Genomic DNA, 23,927 nt, shown 5'->3' on the forward strand with positions numbered 1-23,927 from the left:
CGGGGGCCACTAGCGTCGGAGGACGGGTCGGCACGGGGGTGTTCGGAGGGACGCGCTGATGACGGACGAGACGCTGTTCGCCCCGCGGGGGCGACGGCTGATGCTCGGGCTGCTCCTCGCCGTGGCGGTTGCCTGCGTGTGGGTGTGGGTCTCCAACGATCGCGAGACCAGCCGGTTCGACCAGGCCATGGACCGGTTCGAGGCGCCGCGCGAGTGGACCGTGGTCGCGCAGTCCCGCCAGCCGGCCCGCAAGGTGTGCCTGAGCGAAGGCGGCTGTCCCAGTGCCTGGACGCGCTGGACGGTGCCCGGGCCGGTGGCGCCCCTGGACCTGGACGCGCTCCTGGACAGGGCCGGATGGGACATGAGCCTGGACGAGAACTGTCCCGGCAGTGGTGCGGTGAGGCTCGTGGGAGGCCTGAACCCGCGCAACTGCGGCGCCCACGGCCAGGCGGACGGCTACCGGGTCACGGTCACCCAGCACGTCCTGCCGGACAGCGGACTGGTCGAGGTGGTCGTCCGCCTCGAGTCGCGGGAGGACCGGTCCTGGGTGCCGAATCCGTTTAGTAGTTCGCAGTAGGCTTGCCGTGGCCTGAAAGGGGGCACAGCCATACCGTGACCGTCATCGAGAAGAAGCCCGCCAGCCAGATCGCACATCTGACCGCGGACGACATCGAGGCCATCGGCCGAGAGCTCGACGAGCTCCGCGAGTCGGTGCTGGAGAGCCGGGGCGAGTCCGACGCGGCCTACATCCGGCGCGTGATCGACGTACGCCGCAAGCTCGAGCTCGCCGGCCGCCTGGTGCTGCTCGCGGGCAGCAAGCGCCGGTCCGCCTGGCTGCTGGGCACCGCCTGTCTGTCCTTGTCCAAGATCCTGGACAACATGGAGATCGGCCACAACGTCCTGCACGGTCAGTGGGACTGGATGCGGGACCCCAAGATCCACTCCTCCACCTGGCAGTGGGACCACGCGTCCCCGCCCTCGCAGTGGAAGGAGGCGCACAACGTCCAGCACCACCGGTTCACCAACATCGTCGGCAAGGACAACGACCTCGGCTACGGCATCATGCGTGTCGACGAGGACCAGGAGTGGCAGCCCCGCTTCCTGATCCAGCCGCTGTGGAACCTGGCCAACGCCCTGATCTTCGAGTACGGCATCGCGATGTACGACGTGGAGTTCGGTGAGCACCTCCGCCAGAAGCGGGGCTTCACGCCCGAGCTGCGCGGCCGGGTGCAGGAGACGCTGAAGCAGATCGGTCGGCAGGCGGCGAAGGACTACGTGGTCTTCCCTGCGCTCTCGGGGCCGTCCTGGAGGTCCACCCTCACGGCCAACGCCACCGCCGGGTTGGTCCGCAACGTGTGGAGCCACTCGGTCATCATGTGCGGCCACTTCCCCGAGGGGGTCGAGACCTTCGAGCAGCCCGCGCTGGACCAGGACGAGACTCGCGGTGAGTGGTACCTGCGGCAGATGCTGGGTTCCGCCAACATCTCGGGGTCTCCGCTGACCCACGTGATGTGCGGCAACCTGTCTCACCAGATCGAGCACCACCTGTTCCCGGACCTGCCCAGCAACCGCTACGCCGAGATCGCGCCGCAGGTGCGCGACCTCTTCCAGCGCTACGGGCTCTCCTACAACTCCCGTCCCCTGGTGCGCCAGGTCGGCAGCGCCTGGCACAAGGTGCTGCGCCTCTCGCTGCCCAACGGATGGCTGGAGGAGACGACCGTGCGCAACGCCCCCTCACAGGTGGCCAAGCTGTTCGGTCGGCGCCGGGCTCAGACGCCCGCCAGCAGGAACGAGAGCACGGACTCCGGGCCGGTGCTGGGCGCCACCGCGGAGCCGCTCGTCTCCTAGGCACGAACTCCGGCGTCGAGCACCTCGGCGGGGTCCTCGTCCTGCCACGGCTTGGCGCCGCGCGGGGCGTTGTAGGCAGCCAGGTCCAGGATCCCCTCGCGCTTGGCGACCAGCGCCGGCACCAGCGCCTGGCCGGCCACGTTGGTGGCCGTGCGGCCCATGTCCAGGATCGGGTCGATCGCCAGCAGCAGGCCGACGCCCTCCAGGGGCAGACCGAGGGTGGAGAGGGTCAGGGTCAGCATCACGGTCGCGCCGGTCACGCCCGCGGTGGCCGCGGAGCCGATGACCGCCACGAACGCGATCAGCGCGTAGTCGGTCAGGGCGAGGTCCAGCCCGAAGAACTGCGCCACGAAGATCGCCGAGACTGCGGGGTAGATCGAGGCGCAGCCGTCCATCTTGGTGGTCGCCCCCAGCGGCACCGCGAACGACGCGTAGGCCTTGGGCACCCCGAGGTTGCGCTCGGTCACTCGCTGGGTCACCGGCATGGTGCCGACGGAGGAACGGGAGACGAAGGCCAGCGAGATCGCGGGCCAGGCGCCGGAGAAGAACTGCTTGACCGACAGGCCGTTGGTGCGCAGCAGCACCGGGTAGACCACGAACAGGACCAGGGCGAGGCCGAGGTAGATGGCGACGGTGAAGCTGCCCAGGGAGCCCAGGGCGGCCCAGCCGTAGGTGGCCACCGCCTTGCCCAGCAGTCCGACCGTGGCGATCGGAGCCAGCAGGATCACCCACCACAGCACCTTCTGGACCACCAGCAGGGCGGAGCGGACGATGGCCAGGAACGGCTCGGCGGCCTCACCCACCTTGAGGGTGGCGACACCGACGGCGATGGCGACCACCAGGATCTGGAGCACGTTGAACGACAGCCCCACGGAGCCGTCGGAGCCCGCGCTGGCCTCCAGGCCGAGGGCGTTGGCCGGCACCAGGCCGGTCAGGAAGTCCAGCCAGGACCCGCTGCTCGACGGCGCGGCGGCGGCCTCGGCGGAGACGCTGGTGTTGTTCCCGGGCTGGATGATCAGCCCGAGGGCGATGCCGATGCCCACCGCGATCAGCGCGGTGGCCGCGAACCAGGCCAGCGTCTTCCACGCCAGCCGAGCCGCTCCGGTGACGTCGCGCAGGTTGGCGATCGAGGCCACGATGGCCAGGAAGACCAGCGGCGGGACGATGGTGCGCAGCAAGGTGACGAAGATGCTGCCGATCTGGGTGAGCGTCTCGGTCAGCCAGTTGGGGTCCGGCTCGCCGGTGGCGGCGTCGACGCCGTCCGCGCCCATGGACCGGGCGACCAGCCCGAGCACGACGCCGAGGACCAGCCCGATCAGGACCTGGACGCCGAACGAGGGGAGCCAGCGACGCCGGGCGGGCGTCGAGGCGGTGGGGGAGCTCATGGGGAGGTGCTGCCTTTCGCTGCGGCCGGGCGGCAGGCGGGTGGCCACACCGTCGGCTCCGGGGTCGGGGACGAGGGGAGTGTCAGAACCTCACCGACGTGCCGGTTCATTCCCGATCTGGCCCCGGTCCGTGGGCGCATCGCGGGCGCCTCGGCGGGGTACACCCGGCAGACAACGACGAGGAGGACCTGATGAACCAGCACGTCACGACGAGGCACGAGCTGTGAGGCCGCGCTGGGGCAGTGGACCCTCCGAGCTGGTGCTGGTGCGTCACGGCGAGAGCGTGGGCAACCATGCAGACCTCCAGGCTCGCGAGTCCGGGGCGGAGTACCTCGACCTGGACGCCCGCGACGCCGACGTCGAGCTCTCCGACACCGGCCACGCCCAGGCCAGGGCCGTCAACGCGTGGCTCCGCGAGGGCGGGGCCGAGCGGCCCGACGTGGTGATCGCCTCGCCGTACCGCCGGGCTGCCGAGACCGCACGGCTGGCACTGGACGGTCTCGGGCCGGACCTGGTCCTCGACGAGCGGCTGCGCGAGCGGGACCTGGGGATCTTCGACGGGATGACCGGGGTGGGTATCAGGGCCCGTCATCCCGAGGAGGCCGAGCGTCGCGAGAAGCTCGGGAAGTTCTACTACCAGCCGCCCAGCGGTGAGAGCTGGGCCGACGTGGTGCTGCGCATCCGCAGCCTGCTCACCGACCTGCGCGAGGGGTACGACGGCGCCCGGGTCTGGTTGTTCTCCCACCAGGCAGTGATCATGAGCTTCCGCTACGTGCTGGAGGAGGTTGCTGAGCAGGACCTCCTCGAGCTCGACCGGAAGATCCAGATCCCCAACGCCTCGGTGACCACCTACCGGCGCAGCGGAGACCACCTCGAGCTCGTCGACTTCGCCGACACCGCGGCCGTCGACAAGGCCGAGGCCGCGGTGACCCGGGAACCCTCCCAAGGAGGGCGTGGCGATGAGCAGGCCTGACCCGGTCGTCGTCACGCCGGCAGCGCTGCGGGACTGGCCCCTGCCGGCGCCAGGGGACAGCAAGCAGGCCCGCGGACAGGTCCTGGTCGCCGGGGGCAGCGCGGCCACTCCGGGGGCGGTGCTGCTGGCCGGCACCGCCGCGCTGCGGGCGGGTGCGGGCAAGCTGGTGCTGGCCACTGTCGCCGAGACCTGCCCGGCCCTGGGCGTCGCCGTCCCCGAGGCCGCGGTGCGGGCCCTGCCGCAGACCGGGGCGGGGGAGATCGCGGTCTCCGGAGCCGAGTCCCTGGGGGAGTGGGCCCAAGCCGCGGACGCGCTGCTCCTGGGCAGCGGGTGCGGCGATCCCGACCTCGCCACCGAGCTGATCGAGGCACTCGTGCCCGGCCTGGACCTGCCGGTCACCATCGATGCCCTGGGGTCGGCGTACCTGACGCACCACCCCGAGGGGCTGCACCGCCTCGAGGGCCGCGTGGTGGCCACGCTCAACCCGACCGAGATGGCCCATGTCGCCGGCTGCGAGGTCGACGAGGTGGAACAGGACCCGTGGGCCGCGGCGACGGCGGTGGCCCACCGGTCCCGGGTCGTGGTGCTGTTCGGCGGGGAGCGCAAGCACGTGGTCGCCCCGGACGGCCGGGCCTGGCTGATCGAGGGCGGCGGGCCGGGCCTGGGCGTCTCCGGCTCCGGCGACGTGCAGGCCGGAATCGTCACCGGGCTGCTGGCCAGGGGGGCCGACCCCGCGCAGGCCGCCGTGTGGGGCGCCTACCTGCACGCCCGCACCGGCGAGCGGCTCGCTGCCACGGTGGGACAGGTGGGCTACCTGGCGGGAGAGCTGTTGGGCGAAGTGCCCCGAGTGCTCTCCGAGCTGGGCTGAGGCGCCGCCGGACCTTGGTGATCCGGCCGCGCCGGAGGCGCATCCGTGGAATCGTTACGGGTCCACGAGGGCGAGTGCGAAGGAGACCCGGTGGCGAGGACCGCGACCCAGCTCGCGAGGGACACCCCGGAGCTCTGGTCACCCGTGTGGGCCGAGGTGGCCACCGCCCTGTCCGCGCACTGGCGGGCCGGACGAGGTCACCTGCTCACCGAGGACGCGATGCGGCTCAGCGCCGTCGTGGCGCTCGAGGACGCAGGCGTCGACCCGTCCCGGGTCACCGCGGGCGTCCCCGAGCCCGTCCTGCGCCACGGGATGGCCGACCTGGTCGTCGACGGGCTCTCCGGAGTCGTCGTGCAGCTGCGGCACTCGGCTGCCCGCACCGACTCGCGGGCGGCCGCGGGGCCGATGGGAGAGCTGCTGGGCGACGTGATGCGGCTGGGCTGCGTGCCGGCCCGTCGCCGGTGGGTGGTGCAGGTGATCAGTGCCCGCACCATGAGCCACCTGGCCAGCGCCGCCGACCGGCACTCCCTGGTCTGGCCCAGCGAGGTGGGCCGCCGACTGGTGGTGGAGCGCGGTGCGCTGGAGTGGCTGCCGGCCGCCGCCCAGCGGGCTGTCGGCCGCGCCCCGTGGCAGCTGCCCGTGGTCGCCACCTGCACCGACGTGCTCGCCGTGCACGGAGAGCTGGCGCTGTTCGCCCTCGAGGTGGAGACGCCCGGCGCTCCGCCGCCCGGCGGCGATCCCGAGCTGGGCGAGGTCGGACCACGGCGACCCGACGAGCCGTCCGAGTCCCCCAGAGGCACGGCGCGGGCCGACATACTGGACGCGGTACGGCGCATCCTCGCCGCCTCCGAGCAGGACACCTTCGGCGTCGATGAGGTGGTCGCGGACATGAGTGCCCGGGGGAGCCGCTTCGCCGCGGCGACCGTGCGCACCATGTTGACCAGCCACATGTGCGCCGACGTGCGCGGGCGCGGCATCGCGGCCTTCGACGACGTGCAGCGCGTCGGTCCCGGGACCTACCGCTTGCGCCCGGGGCGCTGAGCGGGCGCGGTCTTGCGGGCCCGCTCGATCGCCCGCATGCCGTGGTGCAGCACGACTGCGGCGATGGTGCCGAGCGCGATGCCGGTGAAGGTCATGTCCCCGGCGTTCAGGGTGAGGTCGCCGATGCCGAAGATGAGCGCCACGGCTGCCGGGTACTGGTTGGAGGGCAGGGAGAAGTCGACCTGGTTGTCGATCCAGATCTTCACGCCGATCAGGCCGATGAGCCCGTAGAGCGCGACCGTGACACCGCCGAGGACGCCGGCGGGGACGGTGTTGAGCACGGCGCCGAACTTGGGCGAGAGGCTGAGCGCCACCGCGAACACAGCCGCCACCCAGTAGGCCGCGGTGGAGAAGACCCGGGTCGCGGTCATCACCCCGATGTTCTCGCCGTACGTCGTGGTGGCCGAGCCGCCGCCGGCGCCGGCCAGCGTGGTCGCCAGCCCGTCCGCCAACAGGGCGGCGCCGGTCCGGTCGTTGATGGTCTCGTCGCCGACGAGGTGGGCGACGCTGCGCACGTGGCCGACGTTCTCGGCGACCAGCACGAGCACCACCGGCAGGAACATCGGGACCACCGACCAGGTGACGTCCGGGCTGGCGAAGTCCGGCCACCCGAACCACGCGGCCTCGCGCACCGGATCCAGGTCCAGCTCTCCGGTCAGCAGCGCCGTGGCGTAGCCCACCGCGACCCCGATCAGGATCGACAGGCGCGCAGCAAGTCCGCGGAACGCCACCGAGACCACCACGATGGTCAGCAGGGTGACGACGGCCAGGAGGGGGTCGTCCTGGAAATTGGCGGTGGCCGCACCGCCGAGGTTGAACCCGATCAGGGCCACGATCGCCCCCGTCACCACCGGGGGCATCAACGCGTCGATCCAAGCGCTGCCGACGACGGTGACCAACAACCCCACGGCAGCCAGCAGGGCGCCGGTGACCATGATGCCGAACAGTGCCGCCCCCATGCCCTGATCACCCATCGACGCCTGGATCGGGGCGATGAAGGCGAAGGAGGATCCGAGGTAGCTGGGCACCCGGTTGCGGGTGAGCAGCAGGAAGAGCATGGTGCCGACACCGGAGAAGAACAGGGTGGTGGTGGGCGGGAAACCGGTGATGAGCGGCACCAGGAAGGTCGCGCCGAACATCGCCACCACGTGCTGGCCACCGAATCCGATGGTGCGGGGCCAGGAGAGGCGTTCCTCGGGCCGGACGATCGCCTCGGGGGAGGCAGTGCGACCGTCGCCGTGCAGGGTCCAGGACACGTGTGCTCCTCAGTGCTCGCATAGGGGCCGCCCTCGCCGGGGCGACGGGGGGATGCTAACCGGGCCTGGGGCTCGGGCGGCAGTCGCCTCCCCCGCACCAAAATCGATGATCTTTCGGCGCGCGCCGGATTGCCAGGGCTAGTCAGTTGTTTCGCCTCACATCTAGCGTGCTCGGACGGCCACCTCGCCGCCGCTGCACGAAGGAGAGCGCATGTCCAGGAGAGCTCGGGCCCTCGCCGCCACCACCCTCGCGGTGGCGCTCGTGAGCACCGCCGCAGGGACCCCGTCGTACGCCGATCCCAACAACAACTCGGTCCGCAAGCTGACCAAGGCGGTCACCGCCGAGGGCGCGCTGGAGCACCTGCGGGCCCTGCAAGGCATCGCCGACCAGTACGGGGACCGGGCCGCGGGACGTCCCGGCTACGCGGCCAGCGTGGACTACGTCGTGGAGCAGCTCGAAGGAGCCGGCTACGACCCGAGCGTCCAGGCGTTCCCCTTCCAGTACGCCGAGGAGTTCTCCGAGCTGGAGCGGACCTCGCCCTCACCAACCACCTGGATCGAGGGGCGCGACTTCATCCGCAACCAGTTCGACACCGGCACCCCGGAGGGCGAGGCGACGGGCACGCTGTTCGTCGTGGACCCCGGCAGTGCCAGCAGCGGCTGCGAGGAGAGCGACTTCGACGCCATGGCGCCCGGACAGATCGCGCTGATCCAGCGCGGCACCTGTGGCTTCGCCGTCAAGGCCCTCAACGCCCAGGCCAACGGTGCGGCGGGGGTGATCGTGTGGAACAACCAGCCCGGACTCGTCGGCATGATCGGTGACGCCACCGGCCTGACGATCCCCGTGGTCTTCGCGCTCACCGAGGTCGGCGCCGACCTGGCCGGCGCCCCCGGTGCCACGGTGCGGGTCTCGGTCGAGTTCACCGCCGAGGAGCGCACCGCCTACAACGTCATCGCCGAGACCCGGCGCGGCAACGACGACAACGTCGTGATGGCCGGCGCCCACCTCGACAGCGTGCAGGGCGGCGCCGGCATCAACGACAACGGATCGGGCAGCGCGGCCCTGCTGGAGGTGGCGCTCCAGATGGCCAAGGTGAAGCCGACCAACACCGTGCGCTTCGCCTGGTGGGGTGCCGAGGAGGAGGGGCTGCTCGGCTCGGAGTACTACGTCTCCCAGCTCAGCGCCCAGGAGCAGGAGGACGTCGCGCTCTACCTCAACTTCGACATGGTGGCCTCGCCCAACTACGTGCTCGGCATCTACGACGGGGACGACTCCGGGGAGACCGCGGAGCCCGGGTTCATCCCCGAGGGCTCGGCGCAGATCGAGGACGTCTTCGAGCAGTTCTACGACCGGATCGGCGAGCCGTCGCAGGACAGCGAGTTCTCGGGCCGTTCCGACTACGGCCCCTTCATCGCCGTCGGCATCCCCGCAGGCGGGCTCTTCACCGGGGCCGAGGTCGAGAAGACGCCCGCCGAGGCAGCCCTGTACGGCGGCGTGGCCGGCGCCTCGTACGACCCCTGCTACCACCAGCCCTGCGACAACCTCACCGGCGAGGGGCAGGACGACGCGCTGTACGACGAGCTCCGGGAGGACTACCGGCTGGTCGGTAACATCAACGTGCACGCCCTGGACGTGAACGCCGACGCCATCGCGACCGCGGTGCTCACGTTCGCCTACGACACCTCCGCGGTCAACGGCGTCCCCGGGCACCCGGGCAAGGGGCACACCAAGACGGGCCAGCACCTCAAGCTGTCGGTGGCCAAGAACCAGCACCGACGCTGAGACGGCTGATCGCCGGCAGGCCCGCCGGGTGCGTTCTGCCGCGCCCGGCGGGTCCCGCCCCGAGTCCGTCAGGCAGGGTCGTCAGGACTGGGGGGTCTTGAGGATCTCCACGACACCGGCGTACATGGTGGCCTTGATGGCGCCGAGGGTGGCGCGGTCCTTGCCCGCCAGGTCCCGGACCCGGGCGGCCGCGGTGCCGCGGAGCTCCTCGATGCCGCTGACCGCGTTCACCAGGCCGGCTGCTGTCGCCTCGGCGCCGCCGTAGCGACGGCCCGTGGTCATCGACTCCACCGCGGCTGCCGGCGTGAGCTTGGCGGTGATCAAGGCGGACATCCCGGTGGTGAACGGGATGTGGATGTCGACCTCGGGGAAGCAGAAGAACCCGCGGTCCTCGCGCATCACCCGGAAGTCGTGGGCCATGGCGAGCATCGCGCCGCCGCCGAAGGCGTGGCCGTTGACCGCGGCGACCGTCGGGACGGGCAGGGTGAGCACCTTGGCGAACAGTGCGTGGATGCGGTCGACGTACCAGCCGAGGCGGTCGCCGTTGGCGCCCAGCCACTCCAGGTCGAGACCGTTGGAGAAGAACTTCCCACTGCCCGCGGTGACCAGCACGGCCGGCTCCGCGGAGCCGGCGATCTCGTCCAGCAGGGCGTCGGTCTGCTCCAGCCAGTCCGGGTGGAAGCGGTTCTCGTCCGCGCCGAGGTCGAGCGTCCAGACGGTGCTGTCCTTGCTGAGCGTGGGCATGCGGGGGCTCCTGTGGCAGGTCGCGAGCAGATCGGGCGAACCGTACCGGAGCGCGGACCCTCGGACTCAGCCGGTGCGTTCGGCCAGCACCAGCACCTCGTAGTGGCGGGTCTGGGGAAACATGTCCAGCAGCACGGCGCGGCGCGGGCGCAACGACGGCATCGCCGCCAGGTCCCGCGCCAGGGACTCCGCGTTGCAGCTGGAGTAGAGGACGTGCCGGACCCCGGAGTCCTCCAGCCACCCGGCGAGGGCCGGCCCGATGCCCCGGCGCGGCGGGTTCACCACCACCAGGTCCGGCGACCGGTCCTGGGCCAGGGCCCAGGCGGTGGCGTCGGCAGCGACGAACTCGGCCGGAGCGCCCAGCTCCCGGGCGCTGGTGCGCGCACTCGCCACGGCCTCGGCGCTGACCTCGACCCCGGTCACCGCGAGCCCCGGACGGGCCAGGTGCAGCGCGAACCCGCCGACCCCGCAGTACAGGTCCCACACCTCGGCGGGCGTGGTGTCCCCGACGGGAAGGAGCTCGGCGACCCAGGCCGCAGCCTGCCGGTAGAGGCTGGCGGCGACCTCGGTGTTGGTCTGGAAGAAGCTCTGCGGGCGAAGGTGCAGTGTCAGGTCGTTGACCCGCATCGCCAAGGTGGAGCCATGCAGCACGATCTCGCGCTCGCCCTCCAGGACTGCCTTGTGCTCGGGCTGAAGGTTGACCGAGACCACCCGCAGCCGGGGGAGGGCGGCCAGCAGCCCGGGCAGGTGCTTGCCGATCCGGGTCACCGGCTCCTGGGAGCGCAGCACGAACCGGACCATGAGCTCGCCCGCCTCCGACTCGGTGACCAGCAGGTGCTTGAGCTCACCGCGCCGCGCGGTCACGTCGTACGGCGCGATCGAGGCGGTGCTGATGAACGCGGCCAGCAGCGGGAGCGCAGCCTGCAGACCGGCGGAGTGCAGGGGACAGTCACGCAGGTCGATCCCGGAGCCGGCGGCGTCCAGGATGCCCAGGGTCGGCGCGTCGGCGGTGCCGCCCACGACCATCTTGGCCTTGTTGCGGAACCTCTCGCCCGGGCCCACCACCGGCGGCTGCCACTCGAGGTCGGGATCAGGGAGCAGAGCCTGCACCTGTCGCGTCTTCGCGGCGAGCTGGTCGGCTCGGGGAACCTCCAGCAACGTGCAGGAGCGACACCGGTGGGCGTCGTAGTGGGCGCAGTACATGTCGTTGCCGAACCTACCTTCCGAGCCCTCATCCCTTACTCTTGTCGCTGCTCAGGGTTCTGCGCGTTCTCGGAGGTGGGTACGGCGCGCGTCGTCCCTGCGCACCCGAAAAGAGTCCTTGCGTGTCACCCCTCGCCTCCTACCGGCGCCTGCTCGACCTCGTCGGCCCGGCCTACGTCCTGGTCGCCTTCGTCGGCCGTCTTCCCACCTCCATGAGCCAGCTCGGCACCCTGGTGCTGATCTCCTCGACGACCGGGAGCTATGCCAGCGGCGGTCTGGCCGCCGGGGCCCTGGCGATCGCGAACGCTGTCGGCTCCCCGCTGGCCGGCGCGCTGTCGGACCGCCACGGGCAACGGCCCGTCGTCCTCGTCCAGTCCCTGCTCGGCGCCCTCGCCCTGGGCGTGCTGGTCATCGCCGCGCACGCCGACTTCTCGACCCCGGTGCTGGTGCTGTGCGCTGCGGTCGCCGGGTCGCTGCTTCCTCAGGTCGGTCCGCTCTCCCGGGTGCGCTGGCGCCCGCTGGTCGCCGACTCCGGTGTGCACCAGCGTCGCCTGCTGGACACCGCGTTCTCCTACGAGGGGGCCGCCGACGAGGCCTCGTTCGTGCTCGGGCCGGCGCTGGTCGGGACCGGGGTGGCGCTGATCTCGCCGGAGGCGGCGATGCTGATGGCCTCGGTGCTGCTGGTCGTCTTCGGATGCGCGTTCGCGCTGCACCCCACCGCCCCCGGTGCCGTCCCGCGGCCCGCGCCGGGGACGGTGGTGGCCCGGGTGGTCACCCCGTTCTTCGTCGTCCTGCTGCTGGCCCTGATGTGTGTGGGGATGCTGTTCGGTGCCACCCAGACCGGCACCACGGTGATGGCCGACGCGGCGGGGGAGCCGGGGTTGGCGGGGCTGATCCACGCGGTGCTCGGGATCGGCAGCGTGATCGCCGGGCTCGGCACCGCGCTGCTCCCGGAGTCCTTCGGCCATGCCCGCCGGATGCTCGTCTGCGCCGTGGCGCTGCTGGTGATGTCGCTGCCGCTGCTCGCGGTCGACAGCCTGACCGGCCTGGTGCTGGTGGTACTGGCCCTCGGCTTCGGGGTCGCCCCCTACCTGATCAGCGTCTTCACCCTGGGGGAGCGGGCGCTGCCGCAGAGCCGGGCCAGCCTGGGGCTGAGCCTGCTGGCCAGTGCGGTCGGCCTGGGCTACGCGCTGGGAGCTGGTGCGGCCGGCCGGCTGGCCGACGCGCACGGCCACACCGCCGCCTTCACCGTCACCGTGGGCGCCATGGTGCTGGCCGTGGTGCTGGCCCTGGTGGTCCAGGCCCGGGACCGGGCGAGGGCCCAGCCCGCTGCCGGGTCAGCCGCGGAGCCGGCCCATCCACTCCTCGACGTCGTGTGAGGCGCGGGGGAGCGCGGCGCTGAGGTTGCGGCTGCCGTCACCGGTCACCAGGATGTCGTCCTCGATCCGGATGCCGATCCCGCGCAGCTCCTCGGGCACCAGCAGGTCGTCGGCCTGGAAGTAGAGCCCGGGCTCCACCGTCAGGACCATGCCCTCGGCGAGGTCGGCCTTGGTGTAGGACTCGGGGGCGGCGCGTCCGCAGTCGTGCACGTCCATCCCGAGCATGTGGGAGGTGCCGTGCAGCGTCCACCGGGCGTAGACCTTGGAGTCGGGGTCCAGCGCCTCCTCGGCGGAGACCGGGAGCAGCCCCAGGTCGGAGAGCCCGTGGGCGAGCACCTCCATCGCCGCCTGGTGCGGCGCCAGGAAGGCCGCGCCCGGGCGGACCGCGGCGATGCCGCGCTCCTGGGCAGCCAGGACGAGCTCGTAGAGGTCGCGCTGGAGGTCGGTGAAGGTGCCGGAGACCGGAAGGGTCCTGGTCACGTCGGCGGTGTAGAGGTTGCGGCCCTCAACCCCCATGTCGAGCAGGATCAGCTCACCGGGCCTGACCGGCCCGCTGTTCTCGATCCAGTGCAGGGTCGTGGCGTGCGAGCCGCCGCCCACGATGGAGTCGTAGCCGATGTCGTTGCCCATCGCCCGGGCCCGGCGGAAGAAGGTGCCCTCCACCCAGCGCTCGCCGTACTCCAGCACCCGGTCCCACTCGCGCACCGAGTCCTCGAAGCCCAAGGTGGTGATGTCACAGGCCTCGGCCAGCTCGGCGACCTCCCAGTCGTCCTTGACCAGGCGCATCTCAGAGACCACCCGGGCCAGGTCGGTGTCCAAGGTGTCGTCCCCGGGCACCAGGGCGTCCACGGTGTCCGAGACGCCGCGGTGCACGCGGGTCTTGCCGGTCCCGGTGAGCGCCCCCGGCAGCTCGTCGACGTGCCGGACCTCCAGGCCCAGCGAGTCCGACATCTCCGCCAGCGACGGACGGGCTCCGGCCCAGAGCGCGCCGTACTGGCGGTCCCGGAAGAACTCGTCGGTCTCCCGCGAGGAGCGGGGCCTGGCGTAGAGCACCGCGTCGCCGTCCTCGAGCACCAGCACGGCGTCGGTGCTCTGGTTGCCCGAGTAGTAGGTGTGCGCGGTGTCGGGGCGGAAGCGGTAGTCGGTGTCGTTGGAGCGCACCTTGAAGGTGCCGGCGGGCAGCACGAGGCGCTCGCCGGGGAAGGCCTCGGCCAGGCGCGCCCGCCGGGCAGCAGCGCTGGCGGCCACCGGGTGCCGGGGGACCGTCGCCTCCCGCTCGCCCCAGCCGGTGCGCATGAAGGCGGCGTACGCCTCCGGCACCGCGGGGTCGTGCGACTCCGTCCGCGGCTGGGTCGTCGATGTCGTGCCTGGCTGGGTCTGGGACTCCTCGCTCACGGGCTTCACTGTACGCCGCGCGGTCACGCCCCGTTAGGCTGCCGACCATGTCCAGCCACCATCGCGAGAGCGCTGCCTTCACGCTCGTGGTCACGCTGCTGGCGTTGCTGGGCGCGGCCGCGATGCTGCTGGTCATCGCGCTCTCCGGCGCACCCTCGTCGCTGGCCCTGGCCACGGTGCTGGCGTTCCTGCCGGTGGGGCCGGTGGTGGCGGTGTTCCTGTGGCTGGACCGCTACGAGCCGGAGCCGCGCACGCTGCTGGCCACGGGCGTGCTGTGGGGCGCCTTCGTCGCCACCGCGGCCGCGCTGGTGCTGCAGGGCCTCGGTGGCCTGTTCGGCGGGTTCGACGACTCCCAGATGCTCGCCGTCGTCGCCCCGGTCACCGAGGAGGCCACCAAGGGCCTGTTCCTGCTGCTCCTGCTGTGGTGGCGCCGGGCGGAGCTGGACGGCATCCTCGACGGAATCGTCTACGCGGGCATGGTCGGCATCGGGTTCGCCTTCATCGAGAACATCCTCTACCTGGCGGCCGCGTACGACGGCACCGACGGCCTGGGCCCGGGTGGCACCGAGGCGCTGACGGCCACCTTCGTGGTCCGCTGCCTGGTCAGCCCGTTCGCCCACCCGCTCTTCACCACGTTCACCGGCATCGGCGTGGGCATCGCGGTCGGCAGCCGCCGCCCGCTGGTGCGCGTGCTGGCACCCCTGGCTGGGTACCTGATGGCTGTGCTCACCCATGGCCTCTGGAACGCCTCTGCCATCGGTGGCCTCGAGCAGTTCGCCACGGTCTACCTGACCATGATGGCGCCCGGCTTCGCTGCGCTGATCGCCTTCGTGATCTGGCTGCGCCGTTCCGAGCGCACCATGCTGACCCGGGCGCTGCAGGACGCAGCCGCCCGCGGGCTGCTCCCGGCCTCGGACATCGGCTGGCTCGTGGACCTGAGAGCGCGCCGCGAGGCCCGGGCCTACGCCCGTCAGCACGGGGGAGCCCGCGCGGAGCGGGCGATGCGCGACTACCAGCAGTCGGCGATCGAGCTGGGCTTCCTGCATCATCGGTACCTGCGCGGCACCCCGCCCCCCGACTTCGCAAACCGCGGCCAGCTCTTCATCACCCGGCTGGGTGCGGTGCGCCCCTACATCTCCTTCCCCGGACAGGTGGTCCCCACACGATGAGCGAGTCCTCGAGCCCCGAGACGAGCATCGACAGCACCCAGATGCTCACGGCACTGGTGCAGCTGCGCGGTGCCCTGCAGGGGGCCACACTGCCGCTGGAGGTGCCCGGCGTCGCGGAGAGCCGCAAGGCGCGCGCCGACATGATCGCCCAGCTGGAGGACTACGTCATCCCGCGGCTGATGACCATCGAGGCCCCGATGCTGGCCGTGGTCGGCGGCTCCACCGGCGCCGGCAAGTCGACGCTGGTCAACTCGCTCGTCGGCCACCGGGTGACCGAGCCGGGGGTGCTGCGGCCCACCACCCGCTCCCCGGTGCTGGTGCACAACCCCGAGGACGCCCAGTGGTTCGGCCAGGACCGGCTGCTGCCCGAGCTCGAGCGGGTCAGCTCCGCCACCAACGACCCGCACGCCCTCCAGCTCGTCCCGTCCGAGACCGTCCCGGCCGGCCTGGCGATCCTGGACGCCCCTGACATCGACTCGGTCGAGGAGGCCAACCGGACGCTGGCCGCCCAGCTGCTCGCGGCGGCCGACCTGTGGCTCTTCGTCACCTCCGCCGCGCGGTACGCCGACCAGGTGCCGTGGGACTTCCTGCGTGAGGCGGCCGAGCGCTCCGCCGCGGTGGCGATCGTGCTCGACCGCACGCCCGACGACGCGATCGAGACCGTCTCCACGCACCTGGCCCGGATGCTGGCCAGTCGTGGGCTCAAGGACTCTCCGCTGTTCACCGTCACCGAGGAGCAGATCTCCGAGACCGGGCTGCTGCCCGTCGCCGCGGTGGCAGCGATCCGGGGCTGGCTGGAGTCGCTGGCCGCGGACGCCGAGGCGCGTGCCGGGGTGGTGCGCCAGACCCTGGAGGGCGCCATCCGCACGGTCGCCCGTCGTACCCACGAGGTGGCGGACGCGGAGACCGAGCAGGCCGAGGTGCTGCGCCGGCTCCGCGAGGACGTCGACAAGGCCTACGACGCCGGGGTGGCCGGGGTGACCGCGGCTTCGGCCGACGGCACGCTGCTGCGCGGCGAGGTGCTCGCGCGGTGGCAGGAGTTCGTCGGCACCGGCGAGCTGCTGCGGTCGTTGGAGACCCGCGTGGGGTGGCTGCGCGACCGGGTGGTCAACGCCATCAAGGGCAAGCCCCAGCAGGCCGAGCGGGTCACGGTCGCGGTCGAGTCGGGCCTGGAGACCCTGCTGCTCGAGCACGCCGAGGCGGCCGCCGAGCGGGCCGAGGCCTCCTGGCAGTCCGTGGCCTCGGGCCAGGCCCTGCTCGCGGACGCGGGGGAGGACCTGGGGCGGGCCTCGCGCGACTTCCGCCGCAAGACCGAGCGGGCGGTGCGGGACTGGCAGGCCGACGTGCTGGAGATGGTGCGCACCGAGGGTGCCGACAAGCGCTCCACGGCCCGCTTCCTGGCCTACGGCGTCAACGGTCTGTCGGTGGCCCTGATGGTCGTGGTCTTCGCCCACACCGGCGGGGCGCTGGTGGGCGCGGAGGCCGGCATCGCCGGCGGTGGCGCGCTGCTGGGGCAGAAGCTGCTGGAAGCGGTCTTCGGCGACCAGGCCGTGCGCACGCTGGCCGAGCGGGCCCGCCAGGACCTGGAGCGCCGGGTGGACGAGCTCTTCGAGGCCGAGCGCCGGCGCTACCTCGACCTGCTGGACTCCCTCAAGGTGACGCCGGGCTCCGCGGAGACGCTGCGCACCTGCGCGCGTCGGGTCGACGACCTGCGTTTCGCGCTGCTGGGTCGCAACGAGGCGGACCAGAGCGGGTCGTGAGCATCCCGGACGGGCGCATTACTGTTGGCCCACGAACCCATTCATCTCGGCTGAGGACACGATGACGTCACTTCTCGAGGGCGCCAAGAAGCTGGTGACCCGTGGCTCCGACATCGGCGGGCGCCTCGCGGGGCTGGAACAGGCCGTCACGGCTTCCCGCGGACGGATCGACGACTCGGTGGTGGACGAGGCCTCCGCGGTGGTCACCCGCGCCGGCACCCGGCTCAAGCTCTCCGCCGACCACACGGTCGTCGCCCTGGCCGGAGCCACCGGCTCGGGCAAGTCCTCCACGTTCAACGCCCTGACCGAGCTCGAGCTCAGTGCCGTCGGGGTGCGCCGGCCCACCACGTCGTGGGCCACCGCCTGCGTCTGGGGCACCGAGGGTGCGCCGGAGCTGCTGGAGTGGCTCGGTATCCCGTCCCGGCACCAGGTCACCCGCGACAACCTGCTCAGCGCCGGCTCGAAGCACCCGCTGGAGGGCGTGGTCCTGCTGGACCTGCCCGACCACGACTCCACCGAGGTCTCCCACCACCTCGAGGTCGACCGGCTGGTCCGGCTGGCCGACATGCTCATCTGGGTGCTGGACCCGCAGAAGTACGCCGACGCCGCGATCCACGACCGCTACCTCGCGCCGCTGGCCACCCACCAGGACGTGATGCTGGTGGTGCTCAACCAGATCGACCGGGTGCCGCAGGAGCGCCGCTCCGCGATGATCGAGGACGTGCGGCGACTGCTCGTCGCCGACGGGCTCCCCGGCGTTCCCGTGCTCGCGGTCAGCGCCCGGGAAGGCAGCGGGATGGACGAGCTGCGCGACGAGATCGCCCGCAAGGTCGCCAGCAAGAAGGTCACCAAGCAGCGCCTGGACGCAGACCTCCGCGCGGCTGCCGCCCGGATGGCCGAGCTCACCGGCACCGCGAAGACCCCGTCGCTGCCCCGGGAGCGGGTGGCGGCCCTGGAGGACGCCTTCGCCGAGGCAGCCGGCGTGCCGACCGTGGTCCGGGCGGTCGAGGACTCCACCCGGATCCGCGCCAACCGGGCCACCGGCTGGCCGGTCACCGCGTGGGTGACCAAGCTCAAGCCCGATCCGCTGAAGCGTCTGCACCTCGACCTGGGCGCCGCGGGCAAGGAGCTCACCGGCTCGGCGCGAACCTCGGTGCCCACCGCCAACCAGGTCCAGCGCGCCAAGGTCGACAGCGAGGTGCGCTCGTTGGTCGACGAGGTCTCGGTGGACCTCAGGCCGTCCTGGGCGACCGCGGTGCGCCAGGCCTCGGTCTCCCGCCTTCCCGACCTGGGGGACCGGCTCGACAAGGCGTTGGCCGCCACCGACCTCGGCGCGGAGCGGATCCCGGCCTGGGCAGGGCTCGTGCGAGTCCTGCAGTGGCTGCTCATCGTCTCGGCGGCGGTCGGTGCGGTCTGGCTCGGTGTCCTGGCGCTGGGCTCCTACGCGCGGTTGCCGGAGGTGCCCACTCCCGAGTGGCGCGGCTTCCCGGTCCCCACCCTGCTGCTGCTGGGCGGTGTCGGGCTCGGCATCCTGCTGGCTCTGCTGTGCCGGGTGCTGGTCTCCCTGACCGCCCGACGCCGCGCCCGGTCCGCCGACCGGCGGCTGCGGGAGGCGATCGGGCAGGTCTCCGAGGAGCTGGTCATCGAGCCGGTGCGGACCGAGCTGGCGGCCTACTCCGCGGCGCGCGACGGTCTCGCCGAGGTGCTGCGCTGACCTGCTGACGTCCACAGGCGGCGCGGCGGCGGAGTTCTCCACAGCGCGCTCGCCGTACGGCGCTCCGCCCTACGGGGCTGCAGCAGGGTGGTCGTCGACGGGGCAGGGTGCCGCGTCGGCGACAGGCACAGGAGCGCATATGAACGACAGCATGATCACCTTCAGCGGCTGGGTCGGGTCCGAGGTCACCCTCACCGAGGCCGGTGCCGGAGCGGCCGTGGCGAGCTTCCGGGTGGGCAGCACGCCGCGTCGCTACCGCGGCGGGCAGTGGGAGGACGGCGAGACCATCTGGTACGCCGTGAAGGCCTGGCGCACCCTGGCCGTCAACGTGGGCGCGTCCGTGCGCACCGGGGACCCCGTGGTGGTCTCGGGCAAGCTCGTCGCCGACGTGTGGAAGCGCGAGGACGGCACGGTCTCCACGCGCTACGTGGTGGTCGCCTCCTCCGTGGGCCACGACCTGACCCGTGGCACCAGCGAGTTCCGGCGCGCCAAGGCGCCCGAGCCCGCGGTGGGGGTGGAGGACGACGCCGTGCGAGCGGTCCTGCACTCCTACGAGGAGGGTGGGCCGCGTCTGGACAGCAACGGTCAGGCGGTCGCCGCGGCCGAGGAGCCGGCGGCCTGAGGTCGGGCCGAGAGTCGCTGGGCGGCCACCGGTGCCGAGCCGCCGGTGGCCGGTGTCGGGCCTCGCACCGGTAGGCTCACTGACCATGGCTGACTACGTATTCACCCTGCGCAATGTGCGCAAGGCCCACGGCGACAAGGTCGTCCTCGACAACGTCACCCTCTCCTTCCTGCACGGGGCCAAGATCGGTGTCGTCGGTCCCAACGGCACCGGCAAGTCCTCGCTGCTCAAGATCATGGCCGGGCTGGACCACGCCAACAACGGCGACGCGATCCTCGACCCCGACGCCACCGTCGGCATGCTCCAGCAGGAGCCGCCGCTGACCGAGGGCAAGACGGTCCTGGAGAACGTGGAGGAGGCGGCCGGCGAGATCAAGCAGAAGCTCGACCGCTACAACGCGATCTCCGAGGAGATGGCCAACCCGGACGCCGACTTCGACACGCTCCTGGCCGAGATGGGCGACCTCCAGACTGACCTCGACCACGCCAACGCGTGGGACCTCGACAGCCGGCTGGACCAGGCGATGGACGCGCTGCGCTGCCCGCCGCCGGACGCCATCGTCGACAACCTCTCCGGTGGTGAGCGGCGTCGGGTGGCGCTGTGCAAGCTGCTCCTGCAGCAGCCCGACCTGCTGCTCCTCGACGAGCCCACCAACCACCTCGACGCGGAGTCGGTCCAGTGGCTCGAGGGCCACCTGGCCTCGTACCCCGGTGCCGTGCTGGCCGTGACCCACGACCGGTACTTCCTCGACAACGTCGCGTCCTGGATCCTCGAGCTCGACCGAGGCCAGGCCCACCCCTACGAGGGCAACTACACGACGTACCTGGAGACCAAGAAGAGCCGGCTCAAGATCGAGGGGCAGAAGGACGCCAAGCGCGCCAAGATGCTCGACCGCGAGCTGGAGTGGGTGCGCTCCAACGCCAAGGCCCGTCAGACCAAGAGCAAGTCCCGGCTGGCGCGCTACGAGGAGATGGCGGCCGAGGCCGACCGGATGCGCAAGATCGACACCTCCGAGATCAACATCCCCGCCGGACCGCGGCTGGGTGACGTGGTCCTGGAGGCGCACGGCCTGGGCAAGGGCTTCGAGGGCCGGGTCCTCATGCACGACGTCTCGTTCACGCTGCCGAAGGCCGGCATCGTCGGTGTCATCGGTCCCAACGGTGTCGGCAAGACGACGCTGTTCCGGATGATCACCGGCGAGGAGCAGCCCGACGAGGGTGAGCTGAAGGTCGGTCAGACGGTCAAGATCTCCTACGTCGACCAGAGCCGTGGCGGCATCGACCCCAACAAGAACGTCTGGGAGGTCGTCTCGGACGGCCTGGACTTCATCAAGGTCGCCAACTTCGAGATGAACTCTCGCGCCTACGTCGCCTCGTTCGGCTTCAAGGGTCCGGACCAGCAGAAGAAGGCCGGCGTGCTCTCCGGTGGTGAGCGCAACCGTCTCAACCTGGCGCTCACCCTGAAGATGGGCGGCAACATGCTGCTGCTCGACGAGCCCACCAACGACCTGGACGTGGAGACGCTCTCCTCCCTGGAGGACGCCCTGCTGGACTTCCCCGGCTGCGCCGTGGTCACCTCCCACGACCGGTGGTTCCTGGACCGCGTCGCGACCCACATCCTGGCCTGGGAGGGCGACGAGTCCGACCCCGCCAACTGGTTCTGGTACGAGGGCAACTTCGCCGCGTACGAGGAGAACAAGATCGAGCGTCTCGGCGCCGACGCGGCGCGTCCGCACCGCGTCACGCACCGCAAGCTCACCCGGGACTGATCCCGCGAACCACGATGCCCCCGACCGGAGACGGTCGGGGGCATCGTCGTCTCACCGGACGCGAGGGCCTCAGTCCGCCTGGCGCAGCTCCATCTCGGGGTGCGCCGCGATCAGGTGGTCCGCCACGGCGTTCATCACGCGGCCGGCCGCCGCGAAGTCTGCGGGGGAGACCAGGTCGACGAGGTTCTGACGGACCCCGGCGACGTGCACGGGCGCCGCCCGCCGGAGCAGCTCCATCCCCTTGTCGGTCATGGTGGCGAACACGCCCCGCCCGTCCTCGGGAGAGGCACGGCGTACGACGTACCCGGCCTTCTCCATGCGGTCGATGGTGTGGGTGACGCGGCTGCGGCTGTGGGCCAGGGCGTCGGCGAGCTGGGCCATCCGCATCGAGTGCCCCTCGCGCTCGGAGAGGCGCACCAGGATGTCGTACTCGGTGAGGGAGATCTCGAAGGAGCGGCGCAGGTCGTCGTCGAGCCGGCCCAGCAGCAGTGTGTGGCCCAGTAGCACGGCGCGCCACGCCCGCTGCTGGTCCTCGTCGAGCCAGCGGACTTCCCCCCGAGTAGTCATGGGCACGACCTTAACCTCTGTCTGGGTGTCGACGTGCCGATCCCGGTGCGCGCGAACGCCCGGCCGCCACGAGGGCGACCGGGCGTCCGGTGGTTCTGCCCGCAAGCGCCGCAGGCGGACCGGGTGACTCAGATGCGCTCGAGGATCAGGGCCATGCCCTGGCCGCCGCCGACGCACATGGTGATCAGGCCGGTGGACTTGTCGTGCCACTCCAGGCTGTTGAGCATGGTGTTCTGCAGCCGGGCGCCGGTCATGCCGAACGGGTGGCCGATCGCGATCGCGCCGCCGTTGACGTTGAGCCGGTCCAGGTCGATCCCGAGCTCCTGGTAGGAGGGGACGACCTGAGCGGCGAAGGCCTCGTTGAGCTCGACCAGGTCGATGTCACCGATGCTCATGCTGGCGTTGGCCAGGGCGCGCTTGGTCGCCTCCACCGGGCCCAGGCCCATGATCTCGGGGGAGAGACCGCTGACGCCGGTGGACACGATGCGCGCCAGCGGGGTGAGGCCGAGCTCGGCTGCCTTGGTGTCGGACATGATGACCACGGCCGCCGCACCGTCGTTCAACGGGCAGCAGTTGCCGGCGGTGACCACCCCGTCGGGGCGGAAGACCGGCTGCAGCTGGGAGATGGCCTCGTAGGTGACTCCGGCGCGGGGGCCGTCGTCGGCCTGCACCACGGTGCCGTCGGGAAGGGTGAGCGGGGTGATCTCCCGGGCCCAGAAGCCGTCCTTGATCGCCTGCTCGGTGAGGTTCTGGCTGCGCACGGCGAACTCGTCGAGCTCCTTGCGCTCCACGCCGCGCAGCCGGGCGACGTTCTCCGCGGTCTGGCCCATGGTGATGTAGGCGTCTGGCAGCAGGCCGTCCTGCCGCGGGTCGTGCCAGTCCTGGCCGCCCTTGGCGTACTCGGCGGTGCGGGACTGGGCCTCGTCGAAGATCGGGTTGACCGTGTGCGGGATGTGGTCGGAGGTGCCCTTGGAGAAGCGGGAGACGGTCTCGACGCCGGCCGAGATGAACACGTCCCCCTCGCCGGCCTTGATCGCGTGGAACGCCATGCGGGTGGTCTGCACCGAGGAGGCGCAGTAGCGGGTGATGGTGGCGCCGGGGACCTGGTCCATCCCGTTGAGGACGTTGACGATGCGCCCCATGTTGTTGCCGCTCTCGCCACCGGGCAGGCCACACCCGAGGTAGAGGTCGTCGACGGTGTTGGCGTCCAGCTCGGGGATCTTGTCCAGGGCGGCCCGGACGATGAGGGCCGCCAGGTCGTCGGGCCGGAAGTCCTTCAGGGACCCCTTGTTGGCTCGGCCGATGGGACTACGAGCGGCTGAAACGATCACTGCCTCGGGCATTGACTCTCCGATCTGGGCGGGTGTTGACGCGTTTCAGCCTACGGGGTCCTGGGGCGCGTCCTCGAGCGCGCCGAGCACGTGACCGAGGGCGCGGCGCAGATCCGTGGCGCGGCGCCCGACGTCTCTGAGCAGAGCGCCCAGGAGCCCCCTCGTCGTCCACGCCCTCGGCGTCGACTTCCGGCACCACTGATCCCGGTGCCCCGCACGGTCTGACAGCATCGCGGGGTGCGCCACCTCTACGAGTGCCCGATGCGCTGGGCCGACCTGGACCTGCTGGGACACGTGAACAACGTGGTCTTCGTCGACTACCTGCAGGAGGCCCGGGTCGACATGCTGCGCACCCACGTCCCTGACGGCAGGGCCGAGCGCCTGGTCGGACGTCCGGGAGAGGGCATCGTGGTGGTGCGGCACCTGGTGGAGTACCTCAACCCGTTGTCGTTCCGGTTCCGTCCGGTCAAGATCGAGTGCTGGGTCACCGAGCTCAAGGCCGCGTCCTTCACGATGGCCTACGAGATCTTCGACGAGGACGACGACGGGGTGCGCACGACGTACGCCCGGGCGAGCACGGTGCTGACGCCGTACACCTTCACCACCGAACGCCCGCGGCGGCTCACCGACGCCGAGAGGCAGGCCCTGGGTCGGTTCCTGGAGCCGGCCGCGCCCGCCGCGGAGCTGTGGAGCGAGCCGCGTGACGTCGCCGGCGGTCTCTATCAGCTGCACGTGCGGTTCAGCGACGTCGACGTCTACGGTCACGTCAACAACGTCAAGTACTTCGAGTACTTCCAGGAGGCCCGGGTCCAGCTCCTGGACTCCCTGGGTCGCGAGATGCCTCAGGAGGGCGGGGTCGGTGTGGTCGTGGCCCGCACCGAGGTGGGCTACCGCCGCCCGATCCACGTCCGCGCACAGCCGTACCAGGTGCGCACCTGGGTGTCGCAGGTCGGGAACCGCTCCGCGGTCGTGGACGCCGAGATCACCGACGAGGGCACCCTGCTGAGCCGGGCCCGGGTGGTCCTGGTCTTCTTCGATCCCGCGACCCAGCGCAGTGTGGACCCGCCGCCCGAGGTGCGCGCCCGAATGCTGGCCATGCTGGAGGAGTGACCCCCGCCGGC

The 23,927-nt window shown here is 71.7% G+C and carries 20 protein-coding genes; 13 read left to right on the forward strand and 7 right to left on the reverse strand.

Annotation, left to right across the window (positions count from 1 at the left end; translation table 11 throughout):
* Positions 1-58 precede the first annotated feature (58 nt).
* Positions 59-577 carry a hypothetical protein gene (locus C5H89_RS01570; RefSeq protein ID WP_104105358.1) on the forward strand — a complete coding sequence of 173 codons (519 nt, stop codon included), beginning with the start codon at positions 59-61 and terminating at the stop codon, positions 575-577.
* Positions 578-612: 35 nt separating this feature from the next.
* Positions 613-1,848: an acyl-CoA desaturase gene (locus tag C5H89_RS01575; protein ID WP_104105359.1), complete on the forward strand. Its 1,236-nt coding sequence runs from the start codon at positions 613-615 to the stop codon at positions 1,846-1,848.
* Here C5H89_RS01575 and C5H89_RS01580 read toward each other — a convergent pair.
* Positions 1,845-3,233 (reverse strand): dicarboxylate/amino acid:cation symporter, encoded by a 1,389-nt coding sequence (locus tag C5H89_RS01580; protein WP_104105360.1) that lies wholly within the window; start codon positions 3,231-3,233, stop codon positions 1,845-1,847. The two genes, C5H89_RS01575 and C5H89_RS01580, sit on opposite strands and share 4 nt — an antisense overlap.
* A 223-nt stretch (positions 3,234-3,456) precedes the next feature.
* On the opposite strand from C5H89_RS01580, the gene C5H89_RS01585 reads away from it, so the two are divergent.
* The 3 genes from C5H89_RS01585 to C5H89_RS01595 all read left to right on the forward strand — a co-directional run bounded on the left by C5H89_RS01585 (position 3,457) and on the right by C5H89_RS01595 (position 6,115).
* Positions 3,457-4,206: a histidine phosphatase family protein gene (locus C5H89_RS01585; RefSeq protein WP_205304808.1), complete on the forward strand. Its 750-nt coding sequence runs from the start codon at positions 3,457-3,459 to the stop codon at positions 4,204-4,206.
* Positions 4,193-5,074, forward strand: coding sequence for an NAD(P)H-hydrate dehydratase (locus tag C5H89_RS01590; protein ID WP_104105391.1), 882 nt, complete (start codon positions 4,193-4,195; stop codon positions 5,072-5,074). Before C5H89_RS01585 ends, C5H89_RS01590 begins: the two co-directional genes overlap by 14 nt.
* 90 nt (positions 5,075-5,164) lie before the next feature.
* Positions 5,165-6,115 (forward strand): hypothetical protein, encoded by a 951-nt coding sequence (locus C5H89_RS01595; RefSeq protein WP_104105361.1) that lies wholly within the window; start codon positions 5,165-5,167, stop codon positions 6,113-6,115.
* On the opposite strand, the gene C5H89_RS01600 is transcribed toward C5H89_RS01595, so the two are convergent.
* Positions 6,091-7,371: a solute carrier family 23 protein gene (locus tag C5H89_RS01600; protein WP_104105362.1), complete on the reverse strand. Its 1,281-nt coding sequence runs from the start codon at positions 7,369-7,371 to the stop codon at positions 6,091-6,093. The two genes, C5H89_RS01595 and C5H89_RS01600, sit on opposite strands and share 25 nt — an antisense overlap.
* Positions 7,372-7,582: 211 nt before the next feature.
* Here C5H89_RS01600 and C5H89_RS01605 point away from each other — a divergent pair, with 211 nt between their 5' ends.
* Positions 7,583-9,154, forward strand: coding sequence for a M28 family metallopeptidase (locus tag C5H89_RS01605; RefSeq protein WP_104105363.1), 1,572 nt, complete (start codon positions 7,583-7,585; stop codon positions 9,152-9,154).
* Between the two features lie 81 nt (positions 9,155-9,235).
* Here C5H89_RS01605 and C5H89_RS01610 read toward each other — a convergent pair whose 3' ends face one another.
* Both C5H89_RS01610 and rlmC read right to left on the reverse strand, forming a co-directional pair.
* Positions 9,236-9,898, reverse strand: a complete 663-nt coding sequence (locus tag C5H89_RS01610; RefSeq protein WP_104105364.1) for an enoyl-CoA hydratase-related protein — start codon at positions 9,896-9,898, stop codon at positions 9,236-9,238.
* Between the two features lie 66 nt (positions 9,899-9,964).
* Positions 9,965-11,101 carry a 23S rRNA (uracil(747)-C(5))-methyltransferase RlmC gene (gene rlmC, locus C5H89_RS01615; protein WP_104105365.1) on the reverse strand — a complete coding sequence of 379 codons (1,137 nt, stop codon included), beginning with the start codon at positions 11,099-11,101 and terminating at the stop codon, positions 9,965-9,967.
* A 122-nt stretch (positions 11,102-11,223) separates the two neighbouring features.
* Here rlmC and C5H89_RS01620 point away from each other — a divergent pair, with 122 nt between their 5' ends.
* The gene (locus C5H89_RS01620) at positions 11,224-12,480 is read left to right on the forward strand and encodes an MFS transporter (protein ID WP_104105366.1); all 1,257 of its coding nucleotides are present in this window, start codon (positions 11,224-11,226) and stop codon (positions 12,478-12,480) included.
* Here C5H89_RS01620 and C5H89_RS01625 read toward each other — a convergent pair.
* Complete coding sequence (locus C5H89_RS01625; RefSeq protein ID WP_240181639.1) at positions 12,439-13,875, reverse strand: aminopeptidase P family protein; 1,437 nt, start codon at positions 13,873-13,875, stop codon at positions 12,439-12,441. The genes C5H89_RS01620 and C5H89_RS01625 overlap by 42 nt on opposite strands.
* Before the next feature lie 47 nt (positions 13,876-13,922).
* Between C5H89_RS01625 and C5H89_RS01630 the strand changes: the two genes are divergently transcribed.
* The 5 genes from C5H89_RS01630 to ettA all read left to right on the forward strand — a co-directional run bounded on the left by C5H89_RS01630 (position 13,923) and on the right by ettA (position 20,908).
* Positions 13,923-15,044, forward strand: coding sequence for a PrsW family intramembrane metalloprotease (locus C5H89_RS01630; protein WP_104105367.1), 1,122 nt, complete (start codon positions 13,923-13,925; stop codon positions 15,042-15,044).
* The gene (locus C5H89_RS01635) at positions 15,041-16,804 is read left to right on the forward strand and encodes a dynamin family protein (protein WP_240181640.1); all 1,764 of its coding nucleotides are present in this window, start codon (positions 15,041-15,043) and stop codon (positions 16,802-16,804) included. Before C5H89_RS01630 ends, C5H89_RS01635 begins: the two co-directional genes overlap by 4 nt.
* A 61-nt stretch (positions 16,805-16,865) precedes the next feature.
* Entirely contained in the window at positions 16,866-18,518 is a 1,653-nt protein-coding gene (locus C5H89_RS01640) for a YfjP family GTPase (RefSeq protein ID WP_104105368.1), read from the forward strand.
* Positions 18,519-18,657: 139 nt separating this feature from the next.
* On the forward strand, positions 18,658-19,140 hold the full coding sequence (locus C5H89_RS01645) for a single-stranded DNA-binding protein (RefSeq protein ID WP_104105369.1): 483 nt from the start codon (positions 18,658-18,660) through the stop codon (positions 19,138-19,140).
* A gap of 85 nt (positions 19,141-19,225) precedes the next feature.
* Positions 19,226-20,908: an energy-dependent translational throttle protein EttA gene (ettA, locus tag C5H89_RS01650; RefSeq protein ID WP_104105370.1), complete on the forward strand. Its 1,683-nt coding sequence runs from the start codon at positions 19,226-19,228 to the stop codon at positions 20,906-20,908.
* Between the two features lie 69 nt (positions 20,909-20,977).
* On the opposite strand, the gene C5H89_RS01655 is transcribed toward ettA, so the two are convergent.
* Together C5H89_RS01655 and C5H89_RS01660 are read right to left on the reverse strand one after the other, a co-directional pair.
* Entirely contained in the window at positions 20,978-21,475 is a 498-nt protein-coding gene (locus C5H89_RS01655; RefSeq protein WP_104105371.1) for a MarR family transcriptional regulator, read from the reverse strand.
* Between the two features lie 128 nt (positions 21,476-21,603).
* Positions 21,604-22,818, reverse strand: coding sequence for an acetyl-CoA C-acetyltransferase (locus tag C5H89_RS01660; protein ID WP_104105372.1), 1,215 nt, complete (start codon positions 22,816-22,818; stop codon positions 21,604-21,606).
* 225 nt (positions 22,819-23,043) lie between these two features.
* Between C5H89_RS01660 and C5H89_RS01670 the strand changes: the two genes are divergently transcribed.
* A complete protein-coding gene (locus C5H89_RS01670) occupies positions 23,044-23,916 on the forward strand; it encodes a thioesterase family protein (RefSeq protein WP_240181641.1) in 873 nt (290 codons plus the stop codon).
* The last annotated feature ends 11 nt before the right edge of the window (positions 23,917-23,927 follow it).

This window comes from Nocardioides sp. 616 (genome assembly GCF_002930065.1).
GTDB classification, from domain to species: Bacteria; Actinomycetota; Actinomycetes; order Propionibacteriales; family Nocardioidaceae; genus Nocardioides; species Nocardioides houyundeii.

What these genes read in the sequence shown, in the direction of transcription:
- C5H89_RS01630 (WP_104105367.1), top strand. Translation starts at nt 13,923, where the DNA reads ATGTCCAGCCACCATCGCGAGAGCGCTGCCTTCACGCTCGTGGTCACG.
- C5H89_RS01590 (WP_104105391.1), top strand. Translation starts at nt 4,193, where the DNA reads ATGAGCAGGCCTGACCCGGTCGTCGTCACGCCGGCAGCGCTGCGGGAC.
- C5H89_RS01580 (WP_104105360.1), bottom strand. Translation starts at nt 3,233, where the DNA reads ATGAGCTCCCCCACCGCCTCGACGCCCGCCCGGCGTCGCTGGCTCCCC.
- rlmC (WP_104105365.1), bottom strand. Translation starts at nt 11,101, where the DNA reads ATGTACTGCGCCCACTACGACGCCCACCGGTGTCGCTCCTGCACGTTG.
- ettA (WP_104105370.1), top strand. Translation starts at nt 19,226, where the DNA reads ATGGCTGACTACGTATTCACCCTGCGCAATGTGCGCAAGGCCCACGGC.
- C5H89_RS01645 (WP_104105369.1), top strand. Translation starts at nt 18,658, where the DNA reads ATGAACGACAGCATGATCACCTTCAGCGGCTGGGTCGGGTCCGAGGTC.
- C5H89_RS01655 (WP_104105371.1), bottom strand. Translation starts at nt 21,475, where the DNA reads ATGACTACTCGGGGGGAAGTCCGCTGGCTCGACGAGGACCAGCAGCGG.
- C5H89_RS01660 (WP_104105372.1), bottom strand. Translation starts at nt 22,818, where the DNA reads ATGCCCGAGGCAGTGATCGTTTCAGCCGCTCGTAGTCCCATCGGCCGA.
- C5H89_RS01570 (WP_104105358.1), top strand. Translation starts at nt 59, where the DNA reads ATGACGGACGAGACGCTGTTCGCCCCGCGGGGGCGACGGCTGATGCTC.
- C5H89_RS01610 (WP_104105364.1), bottom strand. Translation starts at nt 9,898, where the DNA reads ATGCCCACGCTCAGCAAGGACAGCACCGTCTGGACGCTCGACCTCGGC.
- C5H89_RS01640 (WP_104105368.1), top strand. Translation starts at nt 16,866, where the DNA reads ATGACGTCACTTCTCGAGGGCGCCAAGAAGCTGGTGACCCGTGGCTCC.
- C5H89_RS01605 (WP_104105363.1), top strand. Translation starts at nt 7,583, where the DNA reads ATGTCCAGGAGAGCTCGGGCCCTCGCCGCCACCACCCTCGCGGTGGCG.
- C5H89_RS01635 (WP_240181640.1), top strand. Translation starts at nt 15,041, where the DNA reads ATGAGCGAGTCCTCGAGCCCCGAGACGAGCATCGACAGCACCCAGATG.